Source organism: Pseudomonas sp. GM79, from assembly GCF_000282495.1.
In the GTDB taxonomy this organism is placed as follows: domain Bacteria; phylum Pseudomonadota; class Gammaproteobacteria; order Pseudomonadales; family Pseudomonadaceae; genus Aquipseudomonas.
Window position 1 is genome coordinate 53,986 of the sequence record NZ_AKJE01000066.1, and the last position, 20,293, is coordinate 74,278.

At 61.1% G+C, this 20,293-nt stretch carries 17 protein-coding genes; 8 read left to right on the forward strand and 9 right to left on the reverse strand.

Annotation, left to right across the window (positions count from 1 at the left end):
• Positions 1-189: 189 nt before the first annotated feature.
• The gene (locus PMI36_RS11310; RefSeq protein WP_008073096.1) at positions 190-1,038 is read left to right on the forward strand and encodes a DUF2242 domain-containing protein; all 849 of its coding nucleotides are present in this window, start codon (positions 190-192) and stop codon (positions 1,036-1,038) included.
• Positions 1,039-1,200: 162 nt separating this feature from the next.
• On the forward strand, positions 1,201-1,383 hold the full coding sequence (locus PMI36_RS31485) for a hypothetical protein (RefSeq protein ID WP_008073097.1): 183 nt from the start codon (positions 1,201-1,203) through the stop codon (positions 1,381-1,383).
• 41 nt (positions 1,384-1,424) lie between these two features.
• Here PMI36_RS31485 and PMI36_RS11305 read toward each other — a convergent pair whose 3' ends face one another.
• Positions 1,425-2,465: an AraC family transcriptional regulator gene (locus tag PMI36_RS11305; protein WP_008073098.1), complete on the reverse strand. Its 1,041-nt coding sequence runs from the start codon at positions 2,463-2,465 to the stop codon at positions 1,425-1,427.
• Between the two features lie 4 nt (positions 2,466-2,469).
• Positions 2,470-3,600: a nitrilase-related carbon-nitrogen hydrolase gene (locus PMI36_RS11300; RefSeq protein WP_008073099.1), complete on the reverse strand. Its 1,131-nt coding sequence runs from the start codon at positions 3,598-3,600 to the stop codon at positions 2,470-2,472.
• A 208-nt stretch (positions 3,601-3,808) separates the two neighbouring features.
• On the opposite strand from PMI36_RS11300, the gene PMI36_RS11295 reads away from it, so the two are divergent.
• Complete coding sequence (locus PMI36_RS11295; protein ID WP_008073100.1) at positions 3,809-5,848, forward strand: NADPH-dependent 2,4-dienoyl-CoA reductase; 2,040 nt, start codon at positions 3,809-3,811, stop codon at positions 5,846-5,848.
• Positions 5,849-6,037: 189 nt separating this feature from the next.
• Positions 6,038-6,964 (forward strand): 1-aminocyclopropane-1-carboxylate deaminase/D-cysteine desulfhydrase, encoded by a 927-nt coding sequence (locus PMI36_RS11290; RefSeq protein ID WP_008073101.1) that lies wholly within the window; start codon positions 6,038-6,040, stop codon positions 6,962-6,964.
• 170 nt (positions 6,965-7,134) lie between these two features.
• Here the strand turns inward: PMI36_RS11290 and PMI36_RS11285 are convergent, their stop codons facing one another.
• From PMI36_RS11285 to PMI36_RS11275, 3 genes are all read right to left on the reverse strand, one after another.
• Entirely contained in the window at positions 7,135-7,683 is a 549-nt protein-coding gene (locus tag PMI36_RS11285) for a cytochrome b (RefSeq protein ID WP_008073102.1), read from the reverse strand.
• Positions 7,684-7,873: 190 nt separating this feature from the next.
• Positions 7,874-8,701, reverse strand: a complete 828-nt coding sequence (gene phnX, locus PMI36_RS11280) for a phosphonoacetaldehyde hydrolase (protein WP_008073103.1) — start codon at positions 8,699-8,701, stop codon at positions 7,874-7,876.
• A 151-nt stretch (positions 8,702-8,852) separates the two neighbouring features.
• Positions 8,853-9,962: a 2-aminoethylphosphonate--pyruvate transaminase gene (locus PMI36_RS11275; protein WP_008073104.1), complete on the reverse strand. Its 1,110-nt coding sequence runs from the start codon at positions 9,960-9,962 to the stop codon at positions 8,853-8,855.
• Between the two features lie 113 nt (positions 9,963-10,075).
• Here PMI36_RS11275 and PMI36_RS11270 point away from each other — a divergent pair, with 113 nt between their 5' ends.
• Entirely contained in the window at positions 10,076-10,939 is an 864-nt protein-coding gene (locus PMI36_RS11270) for a LysR substrate-binding domain-containing protein (protein WP_008073105.1), read from the forward strand.
• Positions 10,940-11,060: 121 nt separating this feature from the next.
• Here PMI36_RS11270 and PMI36_RS11265 read toward each other — a convergent pair whose 3' ends face one another.
• Positions 11,061-11,933, reverse strand: a complete 873-nt coding sequence (locus tag PMI36_RS11265) for a LysR family transcriptional regulator (protein ID WP_007903388.1) — start codon at positions 11,931-11,933, stop codon at positions 11,061-11,063.
• 284 nt (positions 11,934-12,217) lie between these two features.
• Between PMI36_RS11265 and PMI36_RS11260 the strand changes: the two genes are divergently transcribed.
• Together PMI36_RS11260 and PMI36_RS11255 are read left to right on the forward strand one after the other, a co-directional pair.
• Positions 12,218-13,543 carry an MFS transporter gene (locus tag PMI36_RS11260; RefSeq protein WP_008073106.1) on the forward strand — a complete coding sequence of 442 codons (1,326 nt, stop codon included), beginning with the start codon at positions 12,218-12,220 and terminating at the stop codon, positions 13,541-13,543.
• A 10-nt stretch (positions 13,544-13,553) separates the two neighbouring features.
• Positions 13,554-14,945: an FAD-dependent oxidoreductase gene (locus tag PMI36_RS11255; RefSeq protein ID WP_008073107.1), complete on the forward strand. Its 1,392-nt coding sequence runs from the start codon at positions 13,554-13,556 to the stop codon at positions 14,943-14,945.
• A 3-nt stretch (positions 14,946-14,948) separates the two neighbouring features.
• Here PMI36_RS11255 and PMI36_RS11250 read toward each other — a convergent pair whose 3' ends face one another.
• Positions 14,949-16,373, reverse strand: coding sequence for a type VI secretion system Vgr family protein (locus PMI36_RS11250; protein ID WP_008073108.1), 1,425 nt, complete (start codon positions 16,371-16,373; stop codon positions 14,949-14,951).
• Positions 16,374-16,604: 231 nt separating this feature from the next.
• On the opposite strand from PMI36_RS11250, the gene PMI36_RS11245 reads away from it, so the two are divergent.
• A complete protein-coding gene (locus tag PMI36_RS11245) occupies positions 16,605-17,309 on the forward strand; it encodes a YebC/PmpR family DNA-binding transcriptional regulator (RefSeq protein ID WP_007903391.1) in 705 nt (234 codons plus the stop codon).
• Between the two features lie 131 nt (positions 17,310-17,440).
• Here the strand turns inward: PMI36_RS11245 and PMI36_RS11240 are convergent, their stop codons facing one another.
• Both PMI36_RS11240 and zapE read right to left on the reverse strand, forming a co-directional pair.
• Positions 17,441-18,742, reverse strand: coding sequence for a leucine-rich repeat-containing protein kinase family protein (locus PMI36_RS11240; RefSeq protein ID WP_008073109.1), 1,302 nt, complete (start codon positions 18,740-18,742; stop codon positions 17,441-17,443).
• A 215-nt stretch (positions 18,743-18,957) separates the two neighbouring features.
• Positions 18,958-20,088 (reverse strand): cell division protein ZapE, encoded by a 1,131-nt coding sequence (gene zapE, locus PMI36_RS11235; RefSeq protein WP_032830516.1) that lies wholly within the window; start codon positions 20,086-20,088, stop codon positions 18,958-18,960.
• Positions 20,089-20,293 lie beyond the last annotated feature (205 nt).

Genomic DNA, 20,293 nt, shown 5'->3' on the forward strand with positions numbered 1-20,293 from the left:
AAGGCTGGGGTTTTTTATGGGTGAAACAAAAATGGCATGAGCTACCCGTCGCCTGCTTATTTACCGCGCGACTTTTTCCTGTCAATGACAGTCAGTAGACTTGTAACTGTTTCAAGACACTAAACGGTGCGACGCTAAGCATCGATCTGTTGCACAATACGCCCCGAACCGTTTTCCTCAGGATGTTCAATGTTTAGATCAATTCCCATGCATGTTGTCGGACTGGCCTTGGTGCTGGTCGCCGCTGCCGGTTGTTCGTCGAAGAAGGCCGCCATCTATGAGCATGAGAACTTCGACGACTCAGGAACGTTTTCGCGCAGCTACCCGGTGACCGATGCGCAGACCTGCGAAGCAGCCCGTCGGGCTTTGCTCAGCCAGGGTTACATCATCACCAGCGCCGATCCGAAGCTGGTCAGTGGTCACAAGAGCTTCCAGCAGACTGGCGAGACCCACATGGAGATCAGCTTCAACGTGGTCTGTGCCGATGACGGCAGCGAAGGGCATCACGCGACCATGTTCGCCAATGCGCTGCAGGACCGTTATGCGCTGAAGAAGACCAATAACTCCGCCAGCCTCGGTGTTGGTGTGTTGGGCTCGGTATCGATGCCAATCGGCTCGTCCGACGACTCGATGGTCAAGGTCGCCAGTGAAACCGTGTCCTCGGCCAAGTTCTACGAGCGTTTCTTTGCCCTGGTCGAGTTGTTCCTTCCGCCGGAAGCGAAGAAGGCGGCACACATTACCGAGAAGCCGAAGACTGATCTGGGTGTGCCCGAAGCCAAGGCTGCGCCGGCTCAGTTGGCGCCGACTTCGACCCCGGCGGCAGAACCTGCGCCTGCTCCAGCGCCGGTAGCTGCACCAACCGAAACCGCTCCTGCTGCTTCAGAGCCTGTTGTGCCACCTGCCGAAACAGCGCCGATTACCCCGGCGCAGAGCAGCGAGCCGAGTTCGTCCACCGAAACAGTATCTCCACCGGCGGATTCAAGCACCATGCCGGCACCGACCGAGCCAATTACGGCCATGCCTGTCTCCGGCCAGTAATTGGCCAATGTCATGGGATCGGGTCAGACGACTCCGATCCCGTAACACCTTCCAAGATTGATCCACATCAAATCGAGCTGTATTCCTACAGCTCGTATCGAAAAAAACCTGTGATAAATTCCTGACCACCTGCTACGTTTTATTCAGTAGCGATGGAGTGTAATGCCCGCGTCATTTTTCTTTCATGCGGGCACTTTATGCTCAGGGTGCTGGTCATTTATTCAGACGATTTTTTCAACAAGCGATGGGGGTTTAATAATGGACGATTATCAAGAAGAACTGCTCGAGTATCAGGCGTTTGAACTGGACCCGCTGGAACCGGCCGAAGACGCTACCGAGCTTTAGGGGGGCGCCGCGGGGAAACTTATTGAGAGCGCCCCCTAACCTTACGCGGATTGGCGATGACTGCGGCGAAACTCGCCGGGGGTCTGGCCGTTCCAGCGTTTGAACGCCCGTTGAAAGGCTTCGGCTGAGGCAAAACCCAGCAGGTAGGCGATTTCCCCAAACGCCAGTTCAGTGTCGCGGATGTAGGTCATGGCGAGGTCGCGGCGTGTGTCGTTGAGAATTGCACGAAACTGCGTGCCTTCCTCGGCGAGTTTGCGACGCAAGGTCCAGGTTGGCAGCTTCAGGCGTGCCGCCACTTCTTCCAGGTCGGGTTCCCGACCACCATTGAGCAACGGCCCCAGTAACTGAGTGATGCGTTCACGCAGGCTGCGGGTGCGTGTCAGTTGCTCCAGTTCCCGTTCACACAGTTGCAGCAGGAGCCGCCAGGTGCTCGGGCAGTGTTGCGGGTTGCGCTGGGCGAGGCTCTCCAGGCTCAGGCGCAGTTGATTCTGTTCGGCGCCAAACTGAATCGGACAATCCCCCAGCACGGCGTAGGCCTCACGGTAATCCGGCGCCTGGAATTCGATCTCGATCCGTTCGGCGCGTAGCGGGGCAGGGCTTACGCTGGACAATTGCTGCAACCAGCCGGCGATGATGGAATCCACCACGAAGCGGTTGTAGGCATTGTAGGGACTGATCGAATAGAACCGCAGCCAAGCGCCTTGGGCGTCTTCATGAAAGCTCGATTGGCCGCGATAGTTGGAGCCATACAGCGCTTCAAAGCGAATCAGGCAGCGCGCCGCTTCCCGCACGGTGGGGGCCTGGGCGGCGGTGACTCCGGCCAGGCCTGCCTGGCTCAGACGGCTGAGCTGGCCCATGCGCAAACCCAGTGCCGGGTCGTCAGTCAGTTGAATGGCCCCGTGACCCAGGCGCATGTAGCGCGGGATCGAGAGGCGGGCGCCGGCCTCGGCCAGTCGCGCGGCGTCGAGGCCGTACTGTTCGAGCAGCGGTTGTGGGTCCAGGCCATGGCTGCGCACGGCGTCGGCCAGGCTATGGACGAAGCCCACCGACAAATCCCCGAGGCGCATCGGCTGCGGTTTCATCGGCTTACAGCCAGAGGTTCAGCAAACGCGCGCCCCGGGCATCGCCGTCGGCGAATTGTTGCCCGTTGCTGCTGAGGAAGCTTTGACCGGCGCTGCTCTTGTCCCAGAACTGACCGCGCAGGAACACGCTCATGCCGGCGATGGCCTGGCTGCCGGACGGTTGGGCAATCAGCGTCAACCGATGCCAAGCCTGACCTTCACTGAGTTCGCCAGCCTTGAGACTAACAGAGCTCGGCGTGGACTGGCCTTTGTAGCCGCGCCACGGTTGATCCCAAGACCCACGCCCGACGACGAACGCCGGGACCGCCACCAGTTGCGCGCCTTGATCGTCGAGTTTGCGATAGTTTTCCGGATACCAACTGTCGCTGCCGATCAACACGCCCAAGCGTCCGGCCGGTGTGTCGACGACGTTGACCGTGTGTTCGGAATTGGCATCGACGGTGTCGTGACCAGCGAAAGTCGGGTGCATTTGCCGCTGCGGCTGGCCGATCGGCAAACCGTCGCGACCGAACACTACGCTGCTGTTGTACAGGGCACCGCGGCCAATCTTCAGGGTGCCATCGCTGACACTCGGCTCGGGCAACACGATGGAACCCGCCACCAGAGTGATGTGGAATTCTTTCGCCAAGCCGCCGAACAGCGCCTGGTAACTCTTGGCCATTTTCTTGGCTTTCATCCGCAAGTGCGCGTCGTCGAGACGATTGCCGCCCTCGGCGCTGATCAGGGCGCGGATGAACTGCAACGGGTTGCTCACCGCCAGCCAGTTCATAGCCTCCTTGAGGGTGGTGGCCTGGTACAACTCGTCTTTCTCGCCGCTGACCATCAGCCAGGTGCCGATATGTTCAGGCAGTACGACGATGGTCTTTTCATTCAGCAGGCCTTGGTCCTGAGCCTTCTGCAAATAAGCCGCGAGCTTGCGGTGCAGGCGTTCGGGGCTTTGATAGTCGGTGGGGAACAGCTCGGGCTGGATACCCAGCAGATTGCCGCGATCGGCGGGAGTGCCCTGATCGACCGCGAGACTGATGCGCAAGTCCGACAGGTAATGACCCACCGGACGGTCCGCGGCCCACATGGCGTAGGTCGTGAGGGCGGCGATCAACGCCATGGAGAAAGTCAGGTACAAAAGTTTGCGCATGGGGAAACAGTCAGCGACCGTGTGCAGGGTTCGCGACTAGGGTAGGGCGCATGCCCGCGCTTGCCAAGGGGCGCTGCACATTTGGATCAATAAGTTGTCAGTTACGGTCATTGAGTGACAGCGGTGCGACTCTTAGTCTGTCGAACATGACTGATGGGGCCGAAGAGCTCCTGCATTTTTTCCGTGATCGCTCGTTGTGGAGTTACCGATGGCCGCCGCTCATTACCCGCACCTGTTGGCCCCGCTGGACCTGGGTTTTACCACGTTGCGCAACCGCACCCTGATGGGCTCGATGCACACGGGTCTTGAGGAAAAGCCCGGCGGTTTCGAGCGCATGGCCGCGTACTTCGCAGAGCGTGCCCGTGGTGGCGTTGGCCTGATGGTCACCGGTGGTATCGGCCCGAATGATGAGGGCGGGGTTTACTCCGGCGCGGCCAAGCTGACCACCGAGGAAGAAGCACTCAAGCACCTGATCGTCACCCGGGCAGTGCACGAGGCGGGCGGCAAGATCTGCATGCAGATTCTTCATGCCGGGCGTTATGCCTACAGCCCAAAACAAGTGGCGCCGAGCGCGATTCAGGCGCCGATCAACCCGTTCAAGCCTAAAGAGCTGGACGAGGAGGGCATCGAGAAGCAGATCAGCGACTTCGTCACCTGCTCGACCCTGGCGCAAAAAGCCGAGTACGACGGCGTCGAAATCATGGGCTCCGAAGGTTATTTCATTAACCAGTTCCTCGCGGCCCACACCAACCATCGCACCGACCGTTGGGGCGGCGCTTACGAAAACCGCATGCGCCTGCCGGTAGAAATCGTCCGCCGGGTACGCGAAGCGGTCGGTCCGAACTTCATCATTATCTTCCGCCTGTCGATGCTCGACCTGGTGGAAGGCGGCAGCAGCTGGGAAGAGATCGTGCAATTGGCCAAGGCCATCGAGCAGGCCGGTGCGACGATCATCAACACCGGCATCGGCTGGCACGAAGCGCGGATTCCGACCATCGCCACCAAGGTGCCGCGTGCGGCGTTCAGCAAGGTCACGGCCAAGCTGCGTGGCACGGTGAACATTCCGCTGATCACCACTAACCGCATCAACACCCCGGAAGTCGCCGAGCAGATCCTGGCCGACGGCGATGCCGACATGGTGTCCATGGCGCGCCCGTTCCTCGCCGACCCGGATTTCGTCAACAAGGCTGCGGCCGGTCGTGGCGATGAAATCAACACCTGCATCGGTTGCAACCAGGCATGCCTGGATCACACCTTTGGCGGCAAGTTGACCAGTTGCCTGGTGAACCCACGGGCCTGCCATGAAACCGAACTCAACTACCTGCCGGTGCAGCAGATCAAGAAAATCGCCGTGGTCGGTGCCGGCCCTGCGGGGCTGTCTGCCGCGACCGTGGCTGCTGAACGTGGTCATCAGGTGACTTTGTTCGATTCGGCCAGCGAAATCGGCGGCCAGTTCAACATCGCCAAGCGCGTGCCGGGCAAAGAAGAGTTCTTCGAAACCCTGCGCTACTTCAACCGCAAATTGCAGACCACCCACGTCGAACTGTGCCTGAACACCCGTGTGGATGTGGCGCAGTTGGTCGAGGGCGGTTACGACGAGATCATCCTGGCCACCGGTATTGCGCCACGGGTGCCGGCGATTCCGGGCGTCGAACACGCCAAGGTGCTGAGCTACCTGGACGTGATCCTCGAGCGTAAACCGGTGGGCAAGCGCGTTGCGGTGATCGGTGCCGGCGGTATCGGTTTCGACGTGTCGGAATTCCTCGTTCACGAGGGTGTGGCCACCAGTCAGGACCGCGAAGCCTTCTGGAAAGAATGGGGCATCGATACACACCTGGAAGCGCGCGGCGGCGTTGCGGGCATCAAGGCTGAGCCGCATGCGCCGGCCCGTGAGGTGTTCCTGCTGCAACGCAAGAAATCCAAGGTCGGCGACGGCCTGGGCAAGACCACTGGCTGGATTCACCGTACCGGCCTGAAGAACAAGCAGGTACAGATGCTCAATAGCGTCGAGTACCTGAAGATCGACGACGAAGGCCTGCACATCCGCATCGGCGAAAGCGGCGAACCGCAGGTGCTGCCGGTGGACAACATCGTGATTTGCGCCGGACAGGATCCGTTGCGTGAGTTGCAGGACGGCCTGGTCGCGGCGGGGCAGAACGTGCATTTGATCGGCGGCGCGGACGTGGCGGCGGAGCTGGATGCCAAGCGCGCGATCAACCAGGGTTCGCGGTTGGCGGCTGAGTTGTAATACGCATAACTCTGTGGCGAGGGAGCTTGCTCCCGCTGGAGGCCGAAGGACTCCCTCTATCAGCGATGATGTAGTGTCAGGTTAATCAACGTCGCTGATTCTGTGGCTGCTGCGCAGCCAAGCGGGAGCAAGCTCCCTCGCCACAAGTCTGCTGCTAAGATACCGGCTCTTTACCCCGAGCCGGCATCAATGCTTTCCCCTCCAACAGACTGGCTACCCCAAGCCCCCCTCGAACCCCTTCACCTCGACTGGCTCACCACTGCCGGCATCGACGTCGCGATCCTGCGTCTGGACCAGATCGACCCGCTGATCAGCGGCAACAAGTGGTTCAAACTCATCGAACACCTCAAAGCCGCAGACCAGAGCGGCGCCCAAGGCATCATCAGTCTGGGTGGTGCCCATTCCAACCATCTCCATGCGCTGGCGGCGGCGGGCAAACGCTTCGGTTTCACCACCGTCGGCCTGCTGCGCGGGCATCCGCAAGACACCCCGACGGTAAAGGACTTGCAGGCGTTCGGCATGCACTTGCATTGGTTGGGTTATGGCGGTTATCGAGCGCGGCACGAGCCAGGCTTCTGGGTGTCATGGCGGGAGCAATACCCCGAGCTACATCCTGTACCGGAAGGTGGTGGCGGCTTGCCTGGGGCGAAGGGCTGCGGGCAATTGGTGACTCTGGCCTGCGAGCAATTGAGCGGTCTGGGCTGGAGCCACTACGACGGCTGGTGGCTGGCCTGCGGAACAGGTACCACTCTGGCCGGCCTGGTTCTGGCCGAGGCGGGCGAACATCCGGTGTATGGCGCGCTGGCGGTGCCTGACGATCATGGCGTGGCGCAGCAGGTCGAGATGATTGTGCAGGAAGCCGGACTGATCGATCCCGCCTATGAACTGCTGGACGCCAGCCGTGGCGGTTTTGCCAAAGTCGATCCGCCGTTGCTTGCGTTCATCGAGCAGACCGAACAGGCCAGTGGCATTCCTCTCGAGCCGCTGTACACCGGCAAAGCGCTGCTGGCGCTCAAGCAACAAATCGAGGCGGGTAAGTTTGCCCGGGGCACGAGGCTGATCTTCATCCATACCGGTGGCTTGCAGGGGCGTCGGGGTTTCAGTTCACAAACCTGAAGGGGCACATTGTACTTTTGTGGAGAGGGGCCAAGAAATTTGAGCGACGATAATCCTGTGGGAGCGTGGCTTGCCCGCGAAGAATGCACCGCGGTTTTCAGGTATTACGCGTCATCGTTCTTCGCGGGCAAGCCACGCTCCCACAGGTTCTGCGTCTTGACTTACCGAACTCAACCGCGCTTGGGCATCATCCGCAGCAGGGTGTTATCGCGCACCACATAGTGATGATAAAGCCCGGCCACGGCGTGCAGTCCGATCAGCCAATAGCCGATCGTCCCGCCGAGCACATGCCAGCCCTCAAGCTGCTTGGCCAGCGGTTTGTTCTCTTCGATCAGCAACGGCAGATCGAAGCCATAGAACATCACCTGATGCCCCTCGGCGCTGGTAATCAGCCAGCCCAGAATCGGCATGGTGATCATGAAAATATACAACGCCCAATGCATCAGTTTGGCGAGCAGGGTTTGCCAGCGAGGCGAGGCGGGAAAGATCTGCGGCGCCGGCCCCAGGCTGCGGGCGAACAGCCGCAGCCAGACCAGCACGAACACCGTCAAGCCGAGCATAAAGTGCGCCTCCTTGATCAGCGTCCGGCCGCCACTGCCTTTGGGGAATATCCCGCGCAATTCGATGCAGGCGTAAACCACGATTAGCAGTACCAGCATCAACCAGTGCAGCGCGATTGATACGGTGCTGTAGCGTGATTCGGAATTCTTCCAGGGCATATGGTGTTTCCTCACAGGTCTGGTCTGAAGTCACCGTTCTTGTTCGACGGCGTGGGTTAACTGTAATCCTGTTTGGTGGGTTTGCCTGAGGCGAAGGGGCTGTTCAATGCTCTGAATCAAGTAATCGACCACAAAAAAGCGCCAGTTCCGTTAAAGGAGCTGGCGCTTTTTTATGAAACGAGAAGCGCAATCAGTTGGTTTGCGGCATCTCGCCCTTGGCCAGGCGCTTGTTGATGTCGGCGATCACCTCGGGCAAGTCGGTGATGGTGTCGATCATGTAGTGCGGCCGCGAGCCTTCGAACATGGCGTGAATGCGCTTGCGTTCGCTGGCCAGTTTATCGCTGCTCAGGGCGCGATAGCCTTCGTAGTCCAGACCCAGCGCGTTGCCGGAGCAGATCAACGCCACGGTCCACATGCCGGCGCGGCGACCTTCGAGAATGCCCGGCACCGTGTCGTCGATCTTCACGCAGGCCGCGACGTCGTCGATGCCCAGGGCAATCACGTTGGCCAGTGCCTGAGCCGGCCATGGGCGGCCGTTGGGCACTTCGTCGGTGGCGACCACGTGGTCGGCGACGTAACCGTTTGTGGCGGCCAGTTCGACGACTTTGTCCATGACCTGTTTCGGGTAGCCGGAGCACGAACCGATCTTGATCCCTTGCTGGCGCAGGTTGGCGATGGTGTCCAGGGCGCCGGGAATCAGGGCCGAGTGTTCGGCGATTTTTTCGATCTGCAGCGGCATGAAGCGTTTGTAAATGGCGGTGACGTCATCGTCGGTCGGGGTGCGACCGAACACGTTGCGGTAACGCTCGGCGACTTGCGGCTGATCGCACAGGGTACGAATGTGGTCCCACTTGCCCATGCCCATCGGCCCGCGGGCTTCTTCGATGGACACCTGGACGTCGAACTCGGCGAAGGCTTCGACAAAAATCTGCGTCGGGGCGAAGGAACCGAAGTCGACGACAGTGCCGGCCCAGTCGAGGATGGCGGCTTGGAGTTTGGTTGGGTTGGTGTAGTTCATGGTGAGCAAATTCCTGTGGCAACTGGCTAAGAGGGGAGCTGCTTTTGGTGGGAGCGGGCTTGCTCGCGAAGGCGGTGTGTCAGTCGACATCAATGTTGAATGTCAGTCCGCTTTCGCGAGCAAGCCCGCTCCCACAGGGGATTGAGGTGAATCAGATGTCGAGTACTTCCATCTCGCGCAGCACCTCGGCCACTGCCGCCACCGCCGCGTGCATTTCGGCCTGGTTGACGTGGCCGATGCAGCCGACGCGGAAGGTTTCGACCTGGGTCAGTTTGCCGGGGTAGAGGATGAATCCCTTGGCCTTGACCCGTTCATAGAATTCCTTGAACTGATAGCGCGGGTCTTTCGGCGCGTGGAAGGTGACGATGATCGGCGCCTGGATCGCGGCCGGAAGGAAGCTGCGCAGCCCCAGTTTGGCCATGTCATCGAGCAGCACCTGGCAGTTATTGGCGTAGCGCTGATGCCGTGCGGGCAAGCCGCCTTCTTCGTTGTATTGCAGCAGCGCTTCGTGCAGCGCCGCGACCACGTGGGTCGGCGGGGTGAAGCGCCATTGCCCGGTCTTGGCCATGTAGGTGTGCTGGTCGAACAAGTCCATCGCCAGTGAGTGCGAGTTACCGGCGGCATTGGCCAGCGCTTCCTTGCGTGCGAAGACGAAGCCCATCCCCGGCACACCTTCCAGGCATTTGCCCGAGGCGGCGATCAGCGCATCGAACGGCACATCCTGGGCGTCGATAGGCAGGGCGCCAAACGAGCTCATGGCGTCGATGATCAGGCGTTTGCCGTGTTGCTCGATAACGTGGGCGATGTCCGCCAGCGGGTTGAGGATGCCGGTGCTGGTTTCGCAGTGAATCAACGCGACGTGGGTGATGCTGGCATCGGCCCGTAGCAGGCGGTCGACGTCGTCGGCGGTAGTTGGTTCGTCTTCGGCGGTTTCGAAGGTGCTGAATGAACGGCCGAGCACTTCGCAGATTTTCGCCAGGCGTTTGCCGTAGGCGCCGTTGATCAGCACCAGCACTTTACCGTTCCGAGGCACCAGTGTGCCGATGGCCGCCTCGACCGCGAACGTGCCGCTGCCTTGTAACGGCACGCAGTGATGGCTGTCGCCGCCGTTGATGATCGTTAGCAGTTGTTCGCAGAGGCTGGCGGTCAGTTGGTTGAAGCGGTCATCCCATGAGCCCCAGTCGACCATCATTGCCTGACGGGTGCGGCTCGATGTGGTCAGTGGGCCAGGGGTGAGCAGGATGGGCTCGGCAGTACTCATTCTTGTGTCCTCGCAAAAGCTCAGTGGGATGAAGCTACGGGACATAAATTGCAATTCGGTGAGCTATCAATCAAATTGTTTGTTGTTATGCTAGCCATCAGTGAGGGTTATTCATGAATCTGTTCCAGCTACGCGCCTTCGACGCCGTGGCCCGCGAGGGCAGCTTCACCCGTGCCGCCGAGCGGCTGTTCATCAGTCAACCGGCCGTCACCGGGCACATCAAGGCGCTGGAGGAGCACTACCAGATCACTTTGTTGCGACGTACCGCGCGGCGCGTCGAGCTGACGGAAGAGGGCACCAAACTCGCGGCAATCACCCGGGCGATGTTCGGCCTGGCTGAAGAGGCGCAGGTGATGCTGGAGGCCAACCGGCAGCTGCTGACCGGGCGCCTGGAAGTGGCGGCGGACGGGCCGCATATGGTCATGCCGATGCTCGCCAGTTTGCGTGCGCGTTATCCGGGGATCACCGTGAACCTGCGGTTGGGCAATGCCCAAGAAACATTAGCGGCGTTGTTGTCGGAGCATGCCGACGTGGCGGTGCTGACCGAGGTCGAGCCGCGCAAGGGGCTACACCTGCAAGCGTTGAGCGAGTCGAGGATTTGCGCGTTGGTGCCCGCGGGTCATCCGTGGGCGCAGCAGTCGAAAGGGGTGCAGCTCAAGGAGCTGGACCAGGTGATCATGGTCTTGCGTGAGCCGAGTTCGATTACCCGACGCACGTTCGACGAAGCATGCGCACAGGCCAGGGTCAATCCACGGGTGTTGCTGGAACTGGACAGTCGCGAGGCGGTGACCGAGGCGGTGGCCGCAGAACTGGGCGTGGGTGTGGTGTCGTCGGTAGAAGTCAGCCACGACCCGCGAGTGGCGGCGGTGCCGATTATTGGCGAGGGGTTGGTCAATCGGCACATGATCGGGTGCATGGAGCGGCGGCGGGATTTGCGGTTGATACAGGCGTTTTTTGGGTTGGCGCCCGTCAGGTAGACCGAGGCGCGGCCTTCGCGAGCAAGCCCGCTCCCACATTTGATCTTCAGCAGACACAAATTGTGTGTACGACAGAGATCCACTGTGGGAGCGGGCTTGCTCGCGAAGAGGCCGGGCCTGCCTACACAAGACTCTCGCGAACCATCTCCAGAAACGTCGCCACCACTCGCCGCGAACTCTGTTCGCGCAAGCACACCAGCGTCTCCGTCAGCCGTCGTGTGCAATCGGTAATCGGTAACGCGCATACCCGCGAATCCGCACCAAATTCAGCGGCCGACACCACCCCCACGCCAATCCCGACCACCACCGCCTCGCGCGCCGCTTCCCGGCCTTCGACTTCAATCGCCGGGCGGATGCGAAACCCGGCGCGGGCCATTTCTTCTTCCAGGGTCTGGCGGGTCACCGAACCGATTTCCCGCAGCACCAGCGGCGTGTCGTCCAGGTCCGCCAGGCAGATGGACTCGCGATCGGCCCACGGATGATGACGCGAAACGAACGCCACCATCGGGTCATTGCGCAGCGGCAACGAGAGCAAACGATCGTCGCTGACATCGCGTCCCAACAGGGCCAGATCGGCCTGATAGTTGAATAGCCGAAACAGTGATTCGTCGGTGTTGCCGGTTTCAATCTTCACGCTGATGCCGGGGTAGCGCTCGCAGAACCGCGCGATTTGCGGCAGCACATGCACCGGCGCATCCACCGCCAGAATCAGGCTGCCGGTTTGCAACGCCTGAGACGCGTGAAGCAACTCCTGCGCCTCGGCTTCGATGACGAACAGTCGCTGGGTGATGCTCAACAGACGTTCGCCCAGATCGGTCAGGCGCACCGAGCGTTTATTGCGGTGGAACAGCAACACACCAAAACGCTCTTCGAGTTTGCGCACTTGGTCGGAAATCGCCGGTTGCGTCAGAAACAGCCTCTCGGCGGCTTTGGTAAAGCTTCCGTGGACCGCGACGGCGTGAAAGGCTTTGAGCTGGGCGTGGGACACCGACATCGAACTCTCCAGTAACGAGCTTGGCCAGTAACAAGCTGAGCTTATATTTGAAATACGATAAATCGATTTCACTTATTAGTCAGTTATTGTTTTTATCGCCTCAACCCCGGTGACTGCTCAGTCGAACAGCATCGGCGGCCATGAGCCTGTGCGTGCAATCAGCAGGACTCATCTGACCGGTATCGCCTCAGGGAACAGGCGATACCGCAGTGCTCAACAATAAAAAACACAGGCGTTTTCTTCCAATTCTGCCGGCACACTCACACCCTGAGGTCAGAACCACAATGAACAATCCCATCGGTACCATCAAGCGTTGGCGCGTGCAGATTTTCGCCATCACCTGGCTCGCGTATGCCGCGTTCTACTTCACCCGCAAAGCGTTTTCCGTGGCCAAACTGGGGATCGCCGAAGACCCCACCTTCACCCTCGATAAAATGGCCATGGCCAACCTCGATGCCATCTACCTGGCGGCTTACGCCATCGGGCAATTCACTTGGGGCATCCTGGCCGACCGCTTCGGGCCACGGGTCGTGGTGCTCGGCGGATTGCTGATTTCCGCGGTGGCCGCCTTGGTGATGGGCAGCTTTGCCACGTTGCCGATTTTCGCCACTTGCATGCTGATTCAAGGGCTGGCGCAGTCCACCGGATGGTCGGGGCTGTGCAAGAACATTGGCAGTTTCTTTCCCGCCGAGCAGCGTGGGCGGGTATTGGGTTTATGGAGCTCCTGCTACGCCTTTGGCGGGCTGGTGGCCTCGCCGTTTGCGGGTTGGTGGGCGTATACGCTGATCGGCACCTGGCACGCGGCGTTCATTTCCAGTGCGGCGGTGGTTGGGCTGGTCGCCGTGCTGTTTTTTATTTTTCAACGTAACAAACCCGAAGACGTTGGCTTGCCGGCGGTGGAGCCGGAACCGGAATTAACCGCCGAAGAGGCGCACGCTCAAAGCAAGATCAGCGTTCTGGAGCCGCTGCGGGAAATCCTGCGCAACCGCACGGTGTTGGTGCTGGGGCTGGCGTATTTTCTGTTGAAACCGGCGCGCTACGCGATTCTGCTGTGGGGGCCGGTGATCGTCTTCGAGCAAATGCCGACGGTGGGCAAGGTCGGCGCGGCGATCATTCCTACTGCGTTCGAACTGGCTGGGCTGCTCGGGCCGATTCTGCTGGGGCTGGCCTCGGACAAACTGTTCGGTGCCCGCCGCATGCCGGCCTGTGTGCTGAGCTTGTTGGCGCTCACGGTTTCCCTGGCGCTGTTCATGGGCGCTTTGCATACCGGCAGTGTCTTGCTGGTGGTGGCACTGCTGTTCGTCATGGGCCTGACCCTGTACGGGCCGGACTCGATGATCAGCGGCGCGGCGGCGATCGATTTCGGCACCGCCAAGGCCGGTGCCACGGCGGCGGGCTTCGTCAACGGTTGCGGCTCGGTCGGGGCGATTCTCGGCGGGCTGCTGCCGGGTTACTTCGACTCGGTCACGGTGTTCATCGTCTTTGCCGGCTGCGCGTTGTTCTCGTCGCTGGTGCTGATTCCTCACTGGAACAGTCGCCCGGTTGGTCTGCGTCCCGAAAATGCATGTGTGCCCAACCAGCCGATGACCGTAGAACCCCTGCGTACATAAGGATTACCCCATGAGACCTTTCTGGCTGGAACAGGCGCTGGCGGCCGAGTCCTGCGCGCCGTGCGAACCTTTATCCGGTGATACCCGCGCCGACGTCTGCATTGTCGGTGGCGGCTATACCGGGCTATGGACCGCAATCATGCTCAAGCAGCAGAGTCCCGAACTGGACGTGCTGCTGATCGAAGCGGACATCTGCGGTGCCGGTGCCAGTGGTCGCAACGGCGGTTGTGCGCTGTCGTGGTCGGCCAAGTATTTCACCCTGGAACGGCTGTTCGGTGTCGAGGAGGCGGTGCGGCTGGTCAAGGAATCTGAACGCAGCATCCACGCCATTGGTGCCTTCTGCGAACAGTACGCGGTGGACGCCGATTACCGCCTCGATGGCACGCTCTACACCGCCACCAATCGCGCCCAATGCGGCTCGACCGACGCGGTGATTGCGGCGCTGGAGCGCAACGGCATCAATTCTTTCACCCAGCGACCACTGGCGGATGTACAGCGTATGGCCGGTTCCAGCAAACACCTGGAGGGCTGGTTTTCCCCGGCTGCTGCGAGTGTTCAGCCGGGCAAATTGGTGCGCGGCTTGCGTCGGGTAGCCTTGCAGCTGGGGGTGAGGATTCATGAAAACACTGCGATGACTGGCTTGGTAGAGGGCAAGCCTGCGGGAGTTAAAACCCCTGACGGCACGATCCGCGCCGACCGGGTGGTGCTGGCGATGAATGCCTGGATGGCCCGGGCATTTCCACAGTTCGAACGTAGCGTGGCGATTGTTTCCAGCGACATGCTGATCACCGAACCGCGGCCGGATTTGCTCAGCGAGATCGGTTTGACCAGCGGCGTGACAGTGCTCGATTCGCGGATTTTCGTGCACTACTACCACAACACCCCGGATGGTCGAATCATGCTCGGCAAGGGTGGCAATACCTTCGCCTACGGTGGGCGAATGCTACCGGTGTTCGATCAGCCGTCGCCCTATGCCGGCGTGTTGCAGCACAGCCTGAGCGAATTCTTCCCGGTGTTCGCCAAGGTCAAGGTCGAGGCTACCTGGAACGGGCCGTCGGATCGTTCCGTCACCGGTTTACCGTTCTTCGGCCAGATGAGCGCCAGCGGCAATGTGTTCTACGGTTTCGGTTACTCCGGCAGCGGGGTCGGGCCTTGCCATATGGGCGGGCAGATTCTCACCTCGATGGTGCTGGGGCTGGACAACGCCTGGACCCGTTCGCCCTTGGTGAATGGCCCGCTGGGCTTTTTTCCGCCGGAGCCGATCCGTTATTTAGGCTCATTGATGGTGCGCAACGCCATCCGCCGCAAGGAGCGCGCCGAGGATCACGGGCGCCGGCCACGGCACCTCGACGTGCGCCTGGCCAAGTTTGCCGCGGCGGCGGGCAAGGCCGACAAGGGATGACACTCAAGGGGCGAGATCCGAGCGGTTGACCAGCCAATCGAGCAGTAGACGGCCATCGCGGCGTGGCTCGGGAGCAGGCCGGGAAGGCTGGGGATGGCCCATGCCGGCACACAGCACCGGCCGGTCCGGGTCGCTGTCGAGAAAACTGATCAGCACGTCGGTGCCGGCCGTGGGCAGCCTGGCTGGATCGATCCGACTGTCTGGTGCTGCGAGGGCGATCGGTAGCCAGAAACCGACGGACTCATCCGCCTCGAACGCCGGCGTCGGCCATAGCCTGACCTGTATCCGGCCTTGATCATCGAGTGCCGCCGGTTGCCCGGCGGGGCCGAGTACCCGGGCGATCTGATAGCCCGGGATGCTCGGCTTGATCTGTTTAAGCGCCGGCCTGAAGACCGTTGACCAGGGAATGGCCGTGAACTGATTGCTATAGCGCCGGGCACTGCCGGGCTGATCCTCGGCGAGAATCGAGGGCTGCTGCCCCTGGTGCCGGATATCGGTGAGCAACCACTGATCGTTGAAACTCGAGAGCGGATGCTGCGCCACTTGCAGGATCCGTCCACTGCGCAGTTCGCTCTGGTTGCTTTGGCCGTGGATCTGCCGTTGCGGGCAACGCAGGCGTTCCAGCCGTCGGCGGCTGAGCTGGTCGTGATGAAGCTGTGCAGGTGCAGGGCGTGCCGTGACCGGGCCCGTTCTGGCGAGCATGTGATTGGCCGCGCCATCGCCGACCACCGGCGCGCCGCGGTTTCTGGCTTCCCATCGTGCCGGGGCGGGGACCGGCTCATGGCGCTGGAACAGTTCGCTGATTACCGGCAAGACGGAGTCGTTCAATGCGTCGTCCTGGAACGGCATCAGCAGTGGCTCCTGGGGGAAACTCAAGCTGTCATCGGCCAGCACCAGTACGTGTCCATCGGGCTGATGTTCGAAGTGATAGTGGATGCCTTCTTCCTCACACAGCCGCTGCAGGAAGGCCAGATCGCTCTCATCGTACTGAATGCAAAAAGGCCGGGGCGGGTAGCAGCCGTTTGCCAGTTCGAAACGATAACTGTGCTCGGGCAACTGATGCTCCTCCAGCAACTGGCGCACGATCGCGGGGACGCTGAGACGATGAAACACCCGACGCAAACTGTGTCGATCCAAGTGTTGCAGATGGGGCGTCAGCACCAGGGAATAGCCGACCCGGTGCGGGCCGCGATGTTCGCGACTGACGCTGTGGATCACGCCGTGAATGCCTTGGTCATCCGCCAGCCGCAAAAACGCCGGTTGTTTCAGCCATTGGTCGAGGTGCATCGCCGGTGCGAGGCCGATCACGTCGATGTCGAATCGATAGGGCTGGTTGAGACCTTCACGGCCGCTGAACTGCAACACCTGCAGACTCAAACCGCCGTCGAGCAGTGTCAGGGTGAAGGGGCTTTCCTTGTCGTTGTGCATCGAACGCGCTTCTGCCAGGGAGGATGGGCGCAGAGGGTACGAAACCACAGCCCTGAAGCGTCACCGCAAATCGACTTTTCAGAAACGCCCTACAAACACTGGTGAAGATGTCGATTCGTCACAGGGTGAAGATCTTGGAATTTTTGGTCGATTGGCGTCTTTAGGCCGTATAAACTTGCGCAACGCGTCGGCCAATAGATGTCTCGGCGCCACAGATCAAGAGAGTGAGTAATGGGCGCACAGTGGAAGGTTAAACACAAAGAAGCGGCAGCCAACGCCAAAGGCAAGATCTTCGGCAAACTGGTGAAAGAAATCACCATCGCTGCCCGCAACGGTGCCGATACCACCACCAACGCACACCTGCGTCTGGTGGTCGAACAGGCGAAAAAAGCCTCGATGCCCCGCGAAACCCTGGAACGCGCGATCAAGAAAGGCTCCGGCCAGCTCGGCGAAACCGTGCAATACCATCGCGTGACGTATGAAGGGTTCGCACCGCATCAAGTGCCGCTGATCGTTGAATGCGTGACTGACAACATCAACCGCACCGTCGCTGAAATCCGCGTCGCGTTCCGTAAGGGCCAGTTGGGCGCTTCCGGTTCGGTGGCCTGGGACTTCAACCACGTCGGCATGATCGAGGCGTCCCCGGACAGCCCTGACGCCGACCCGGAAATGGCTGCGATCGAAGCCGGTGCCCAGGATTTCGAACCGGGTGAAGACGGCGCGACGCTGTTCCTGACCGAACCTGCGGACCTGGATGCGGTACAGAAAGCGCTGCCAGAGCAGGGTTTCACCGTGTTGTCGGCCAAGTTGGGCTACCAGCCGAAGAACCCGGTCAGTGGCCTGAGCGATGAGCAGATGGCTGAAGTCGAAGCGTTCCTCGAAGGCCTCGATAACCACGATGACGTGCAGGATATGTTTGTCGGGTTGGCGGGTTAAGTCTGTGTGTCATTGACGGCTTTTGTTGCCTGGCAGGCCGTCTTCGCGAGCAAGCCCGCTCCCACATTCGATCTGTGGCGTTCACAAATCCTATGTGGGAGCGGGCTTGCTCGCGAATGACCGCGCAGCGGTCACCGTCCCTTCAATTCCCGCACAACCTCGCTGAACCCCGGCCGCGCCAGCACGTCTGGCTGACAGCAGCGCTGCTGCAAATCCTCTAACGCGCCCCGCTGTTCATCACTCAACCCCGAGTTGATGCGCTCCAGCAATTCCCCCAGCAGCACCCCGAACGCCCGCACTTCGATCCGTTGCAGCGCGCGGCTTTCAAGGCTGTCCGAGGTGGCATGGAAAGACGCCGCGCCAAAGTCGCCCAACAGGCAATCACCGTGCTCGTTCCACATGATGTTGTGACCGTAGAGGTCGCCGTGGGTGATGCCTTGGCGGTGCAAATGTTCAGCCACTGAAGCAATGCCATTGGCGATGCGCAGCGCCACGCTGGCGCTGAACCGGGTGTCGTCGGCGTAGACGTCGCGGGTGCAGGACGCCAGGCTCGGCAGCCCGGCCAGGTTGCGGTAACTCGGATCGATCAGTTGCATCACCAGTCCGGCCGTTTGCTGGGGGTGATCGACAATTCGGCCCTCGACCCGGATCAGGTTGGGGTGGATGCCGGCGGTGATGCACGCATTCATTTCGTGCAACGGCGAGCCATCGCTGGTCATTTCGCCTTTGTAGAGCTTCACCGCGACCTGTTTCGTCTGCTCCCACAACGCCTGATGAATAACCCCCGACGCGCCTTCGCCGAGTTTCTTCTCAAGGTTCAACCCCGACCAGGGAATGCTTGCCGTGGCTTCAAGCGCAGCCGCGTCGGCTTCGGTTTCCAGCGGGTTACCGGCGTACGCCAGCCAGGTCAGGCTCGGCAGGGTCAGCAGCCATTCGGGAAGCTCGGTGAGCTGATTGGCGGCGATGCGGATCAGTTCGAGTTGATGACAGTGCCGCAGGCTTTCGGGCAAATACTGTAACCGGTTGCCGGCGAGCATGAGTTTTTGCAGGTGCGGGCATTCACCCAGTTCGGTCGGCAGCTCCGTGATGCAGTTATCGGTGAGGATCAGCCAGCGCGACAGCGGCGGCAGGGCGGCGCCCGGCACGCTTTCGATGGCGTTGGCCTTGAAGCCGATCATCGTCAGCGCGGTGCACTGGCCAAGGCAAGCGGGCAGTTCGGTGAACTGATTGTCCGAGCAGAACAGCACGCGTAAACGGGTCAGGCGATGCAGGTCGTCCGGCAGGCTGCGCAAGGCGTTGCCGCTGAGGTTGAGCACTTCCAGGGAGTCCGCCAGGTCGAAGATTTCCTGGGGGAACTCGGTCAGGCCGCAGGACAGATCCAGACGGGTGATGCCCGACAGTTGGCCGGCGCGCAGTTGGGCGAGGGTATCCATGGGCAGGTTCGCTATTGATCAGGAGGAGGGCGTGGGGGCCTGGAAATGGGCGACATGATAGCGGGAAAGTTGGGGTGGCTGTCAGGCCGCCTTCGCGAGCAAGCCCGCTCCCACATTTGATCTCCACTGGCTACAAAATCCGCGAACAATGGAGATCCAATGTGGGAGCGGGCTTGCTCGCGAAGGGGCCGGCAGCCCAAACCCAATCTCCTCGGTCAAGCCAGATCCCTCACCTCCACCAACTGCCCCAACCGGCTGCGCGTGCGCGCCAGGTCGATAGCATCGCCACCCAGGCTTTCGCGCAATGACTGGTGACCGAGCAGAATCAGGTGCTTGTCCTGGTCGTACAAGACGTCGATCAGGTTGATGAAACGCTGCTGGGCGGCGATTGAACGGTCGGCGAGGCTGGGCAGTTTGTCGATGATCCAGCGATCGAAATGCCGGCACAGTTCGAGGTAGTCCATGACCGCGGTGGGGTGTTCGCACAGGTCGGCGAAGGTGAAGCCGACGCTTCGCCCTTCACAGTATCGGGCTTGAAGGTGCCGTGTCCCGACGGGCAGCTGGATGGCCGGTGCGTCGTGTTCGAGCAGCTGCAACACCTGACGCTGCGCCACCGTGGCCGGCCAGACGTACCGGCCCTGGGTGAACAGCTGCTGTGCGTGGGTGCGCGCCTGACTGCGGTAATCATGCGGCCCGCCGACTTCCATCACCTGCATGCGCGCGTTGACCAGATCGATCACCGGTTTGAAACGGGCGTGGTAAAGCGGGTTGGGCAGCAAACCTTCCGGCGGGTAGTTGGAGGTCACCAGCAGCACAATCCCCCGGCGAAACAGCGCCTTGAACAGCCGCGTGATGAGCATCGCATCGCCGATGTCATGCACGTGGAACTCATCGAAACATAGCACCCGGCAACCTTGCAGCAGTTCGTCGAGGGTGGTCGTCAGCGGGTCGGGCTGATTGCGATGGCTGAACATGCCCTGGTGCAGTTGCGCAAAAAACTCATGGAAGTGCAGGCGCTGTTTTTCCGCGATGGGGATGGCCTGGAAAAAACCATCGAGCAACCAGCTCTTGCCGCGCCCGACTGCACCATAGAGGTAAAGACCGGGGAGTGTCGGCGCTGATGTGCCCAGCAGCGCCGAAGCGTGCTGCGCCATGCAGTCGATCACTCGTTGCTGGCTATGGCTGAGGGTGTAGCCCTGGGTATGGGCCTTGCGGTGGAAGTAGTCGTGGATCACCTGGCCCTGCGTACTGCCACTGGCCGGCGTCGCAGATGCCTTGCCGAAGAAACGGCGTAGCGCGGGCCAGCGTGGTGTAAGTCGCGGACGGTTGGGTGGTCGAACGGTCACTGTGAAGTCATCCCGTAGTCTTCAGGCCGGCTCCCCCTGAGCCGCGGCGGCGTAGTTTAACCAATTGGGGAATTTGCCTTCCACTGGTGTTGGTGAAGCTACTGTGGTGGGAGGGCTTTTGTGGCGAGGGAGCTTGCTCCCGTTGAACTGCGCAGCAGTTCCTTTTTTGGGGCCGCTTCGCAGCCCAACGGGAGCAAGCTCCCTC

Bases quoted from the DNA above. Each gene is read 5' to 3' on its own strand.
- PMI36_RS11310 (WP_008073096.1), top strand. From the start codon at position 190: ATGTTTAGATCAATTCCCATGCATGTTGTCGGACTGGCCTTGGTGCTG.
- PMI36_RS31485 (WP_008073097.1), top strand. From the start codon at position 1,201: ATGCCCGCGTCATTTTTCTTTCATGCGGGCACTTTATGCTCAGGGTGC.
- PMI36_RS11305 (WP_008073098.1), bottom strand. From the start codon at position 2,465: ATGAAACCGCAGCCGATGCGCCTCGGGGATTTGTCGGTGGGCTTCGTC.
- PMI36_RS11300 (WP_008073099.1), bottom strand. From the start codon at position 3,600: ATGCGCAAACTTTTGTACCTGACTTTCTCCATGGCGTTGATCGCCGCC.
- PMI36_RS11295 (WP_008073100.1), top strand. From the start codon at position 3,809: ATGGCCGCCGCTCATTACCCGCACCTGTTGGCCCCGCTGGACCTGGGT.
- PMI36_RS11290 (WP_008073101.1), top strand. From the start codon at position 6,038: ATGCTTTCCCCTCCAACAGACTGGCTACCCCAAGCCCCCCTCGAACCC.
- PMI36_RS11285 (WP_008073102.1), bottom strand. From the start codon at position 7,683: ATGCCCTGGAAGAATTCCGAATCACGCTACAGCACCGTATCAATCGCG.
- phnX (WP_008073103.1), bottom strand. From the start codon at position 8,701: ATGAACTACACCAACCCAACCAAACTCCAAGCCGCCATCCTCGACTGG.
- PMI36_RS11275 (WP_008073104.1), bottom strand. From the start codon at position 9,962: ATGAGTACTGCCGAGCCCATCCTGCTCACCCCTGGCCCACTGACCACA.
- PMI36_RS11270 (WP_008073105.1), top strand. From the start codon at position 10,076: ATGAATCTGTTCCAGCTACGCGCCTTCGACGCCGTGGCCCGCGAGGGC.
- PMI36_RS11265 (WP_007903388.1), bottom strand. From the start codon at position 11,933: ATGTCGGTGTCCCACGCCCAGCTCAAAGCCTTTCACGCCGTCGCGGTC.
- PMI36_RS11260 (WP_008073106.1), top strand. From the start codon at position 12,218: ATGAACAATCCCATCGGTACCATCAAGCGTTGGCGCGTGCAGATTTTC.
- PMI36_RS11255 (WP_008073107.1), top strand. From the start codon at position 13,554: ATGAGACCTTTCTGGCTGGAACAGGCGCTGGCGGCCGAGTCCTGCGCG.
- PMI36_RS11250 (WP_008073108.1), bottom strand. From the start codon at position 16,373: ATGCACAACGACAAGGAAAGCCCCTTCACCCTGACACTGCTCGACGGC.
- PMI36_RS11245 (WP_007903391.1), top strand. From the start codon at position 16,605: ATGGGCGCACAGTGGAAGGTTAAACACAAAGAAGCGGCAGCCAACGCC.
- PMI36_RS11240 (WP_008073109.1), bottom strand. From the start codon at position 18,742: ATGGATACCCTCGCCCAACTGCGCGCCGGCCAACTGTCGGGCATCACC.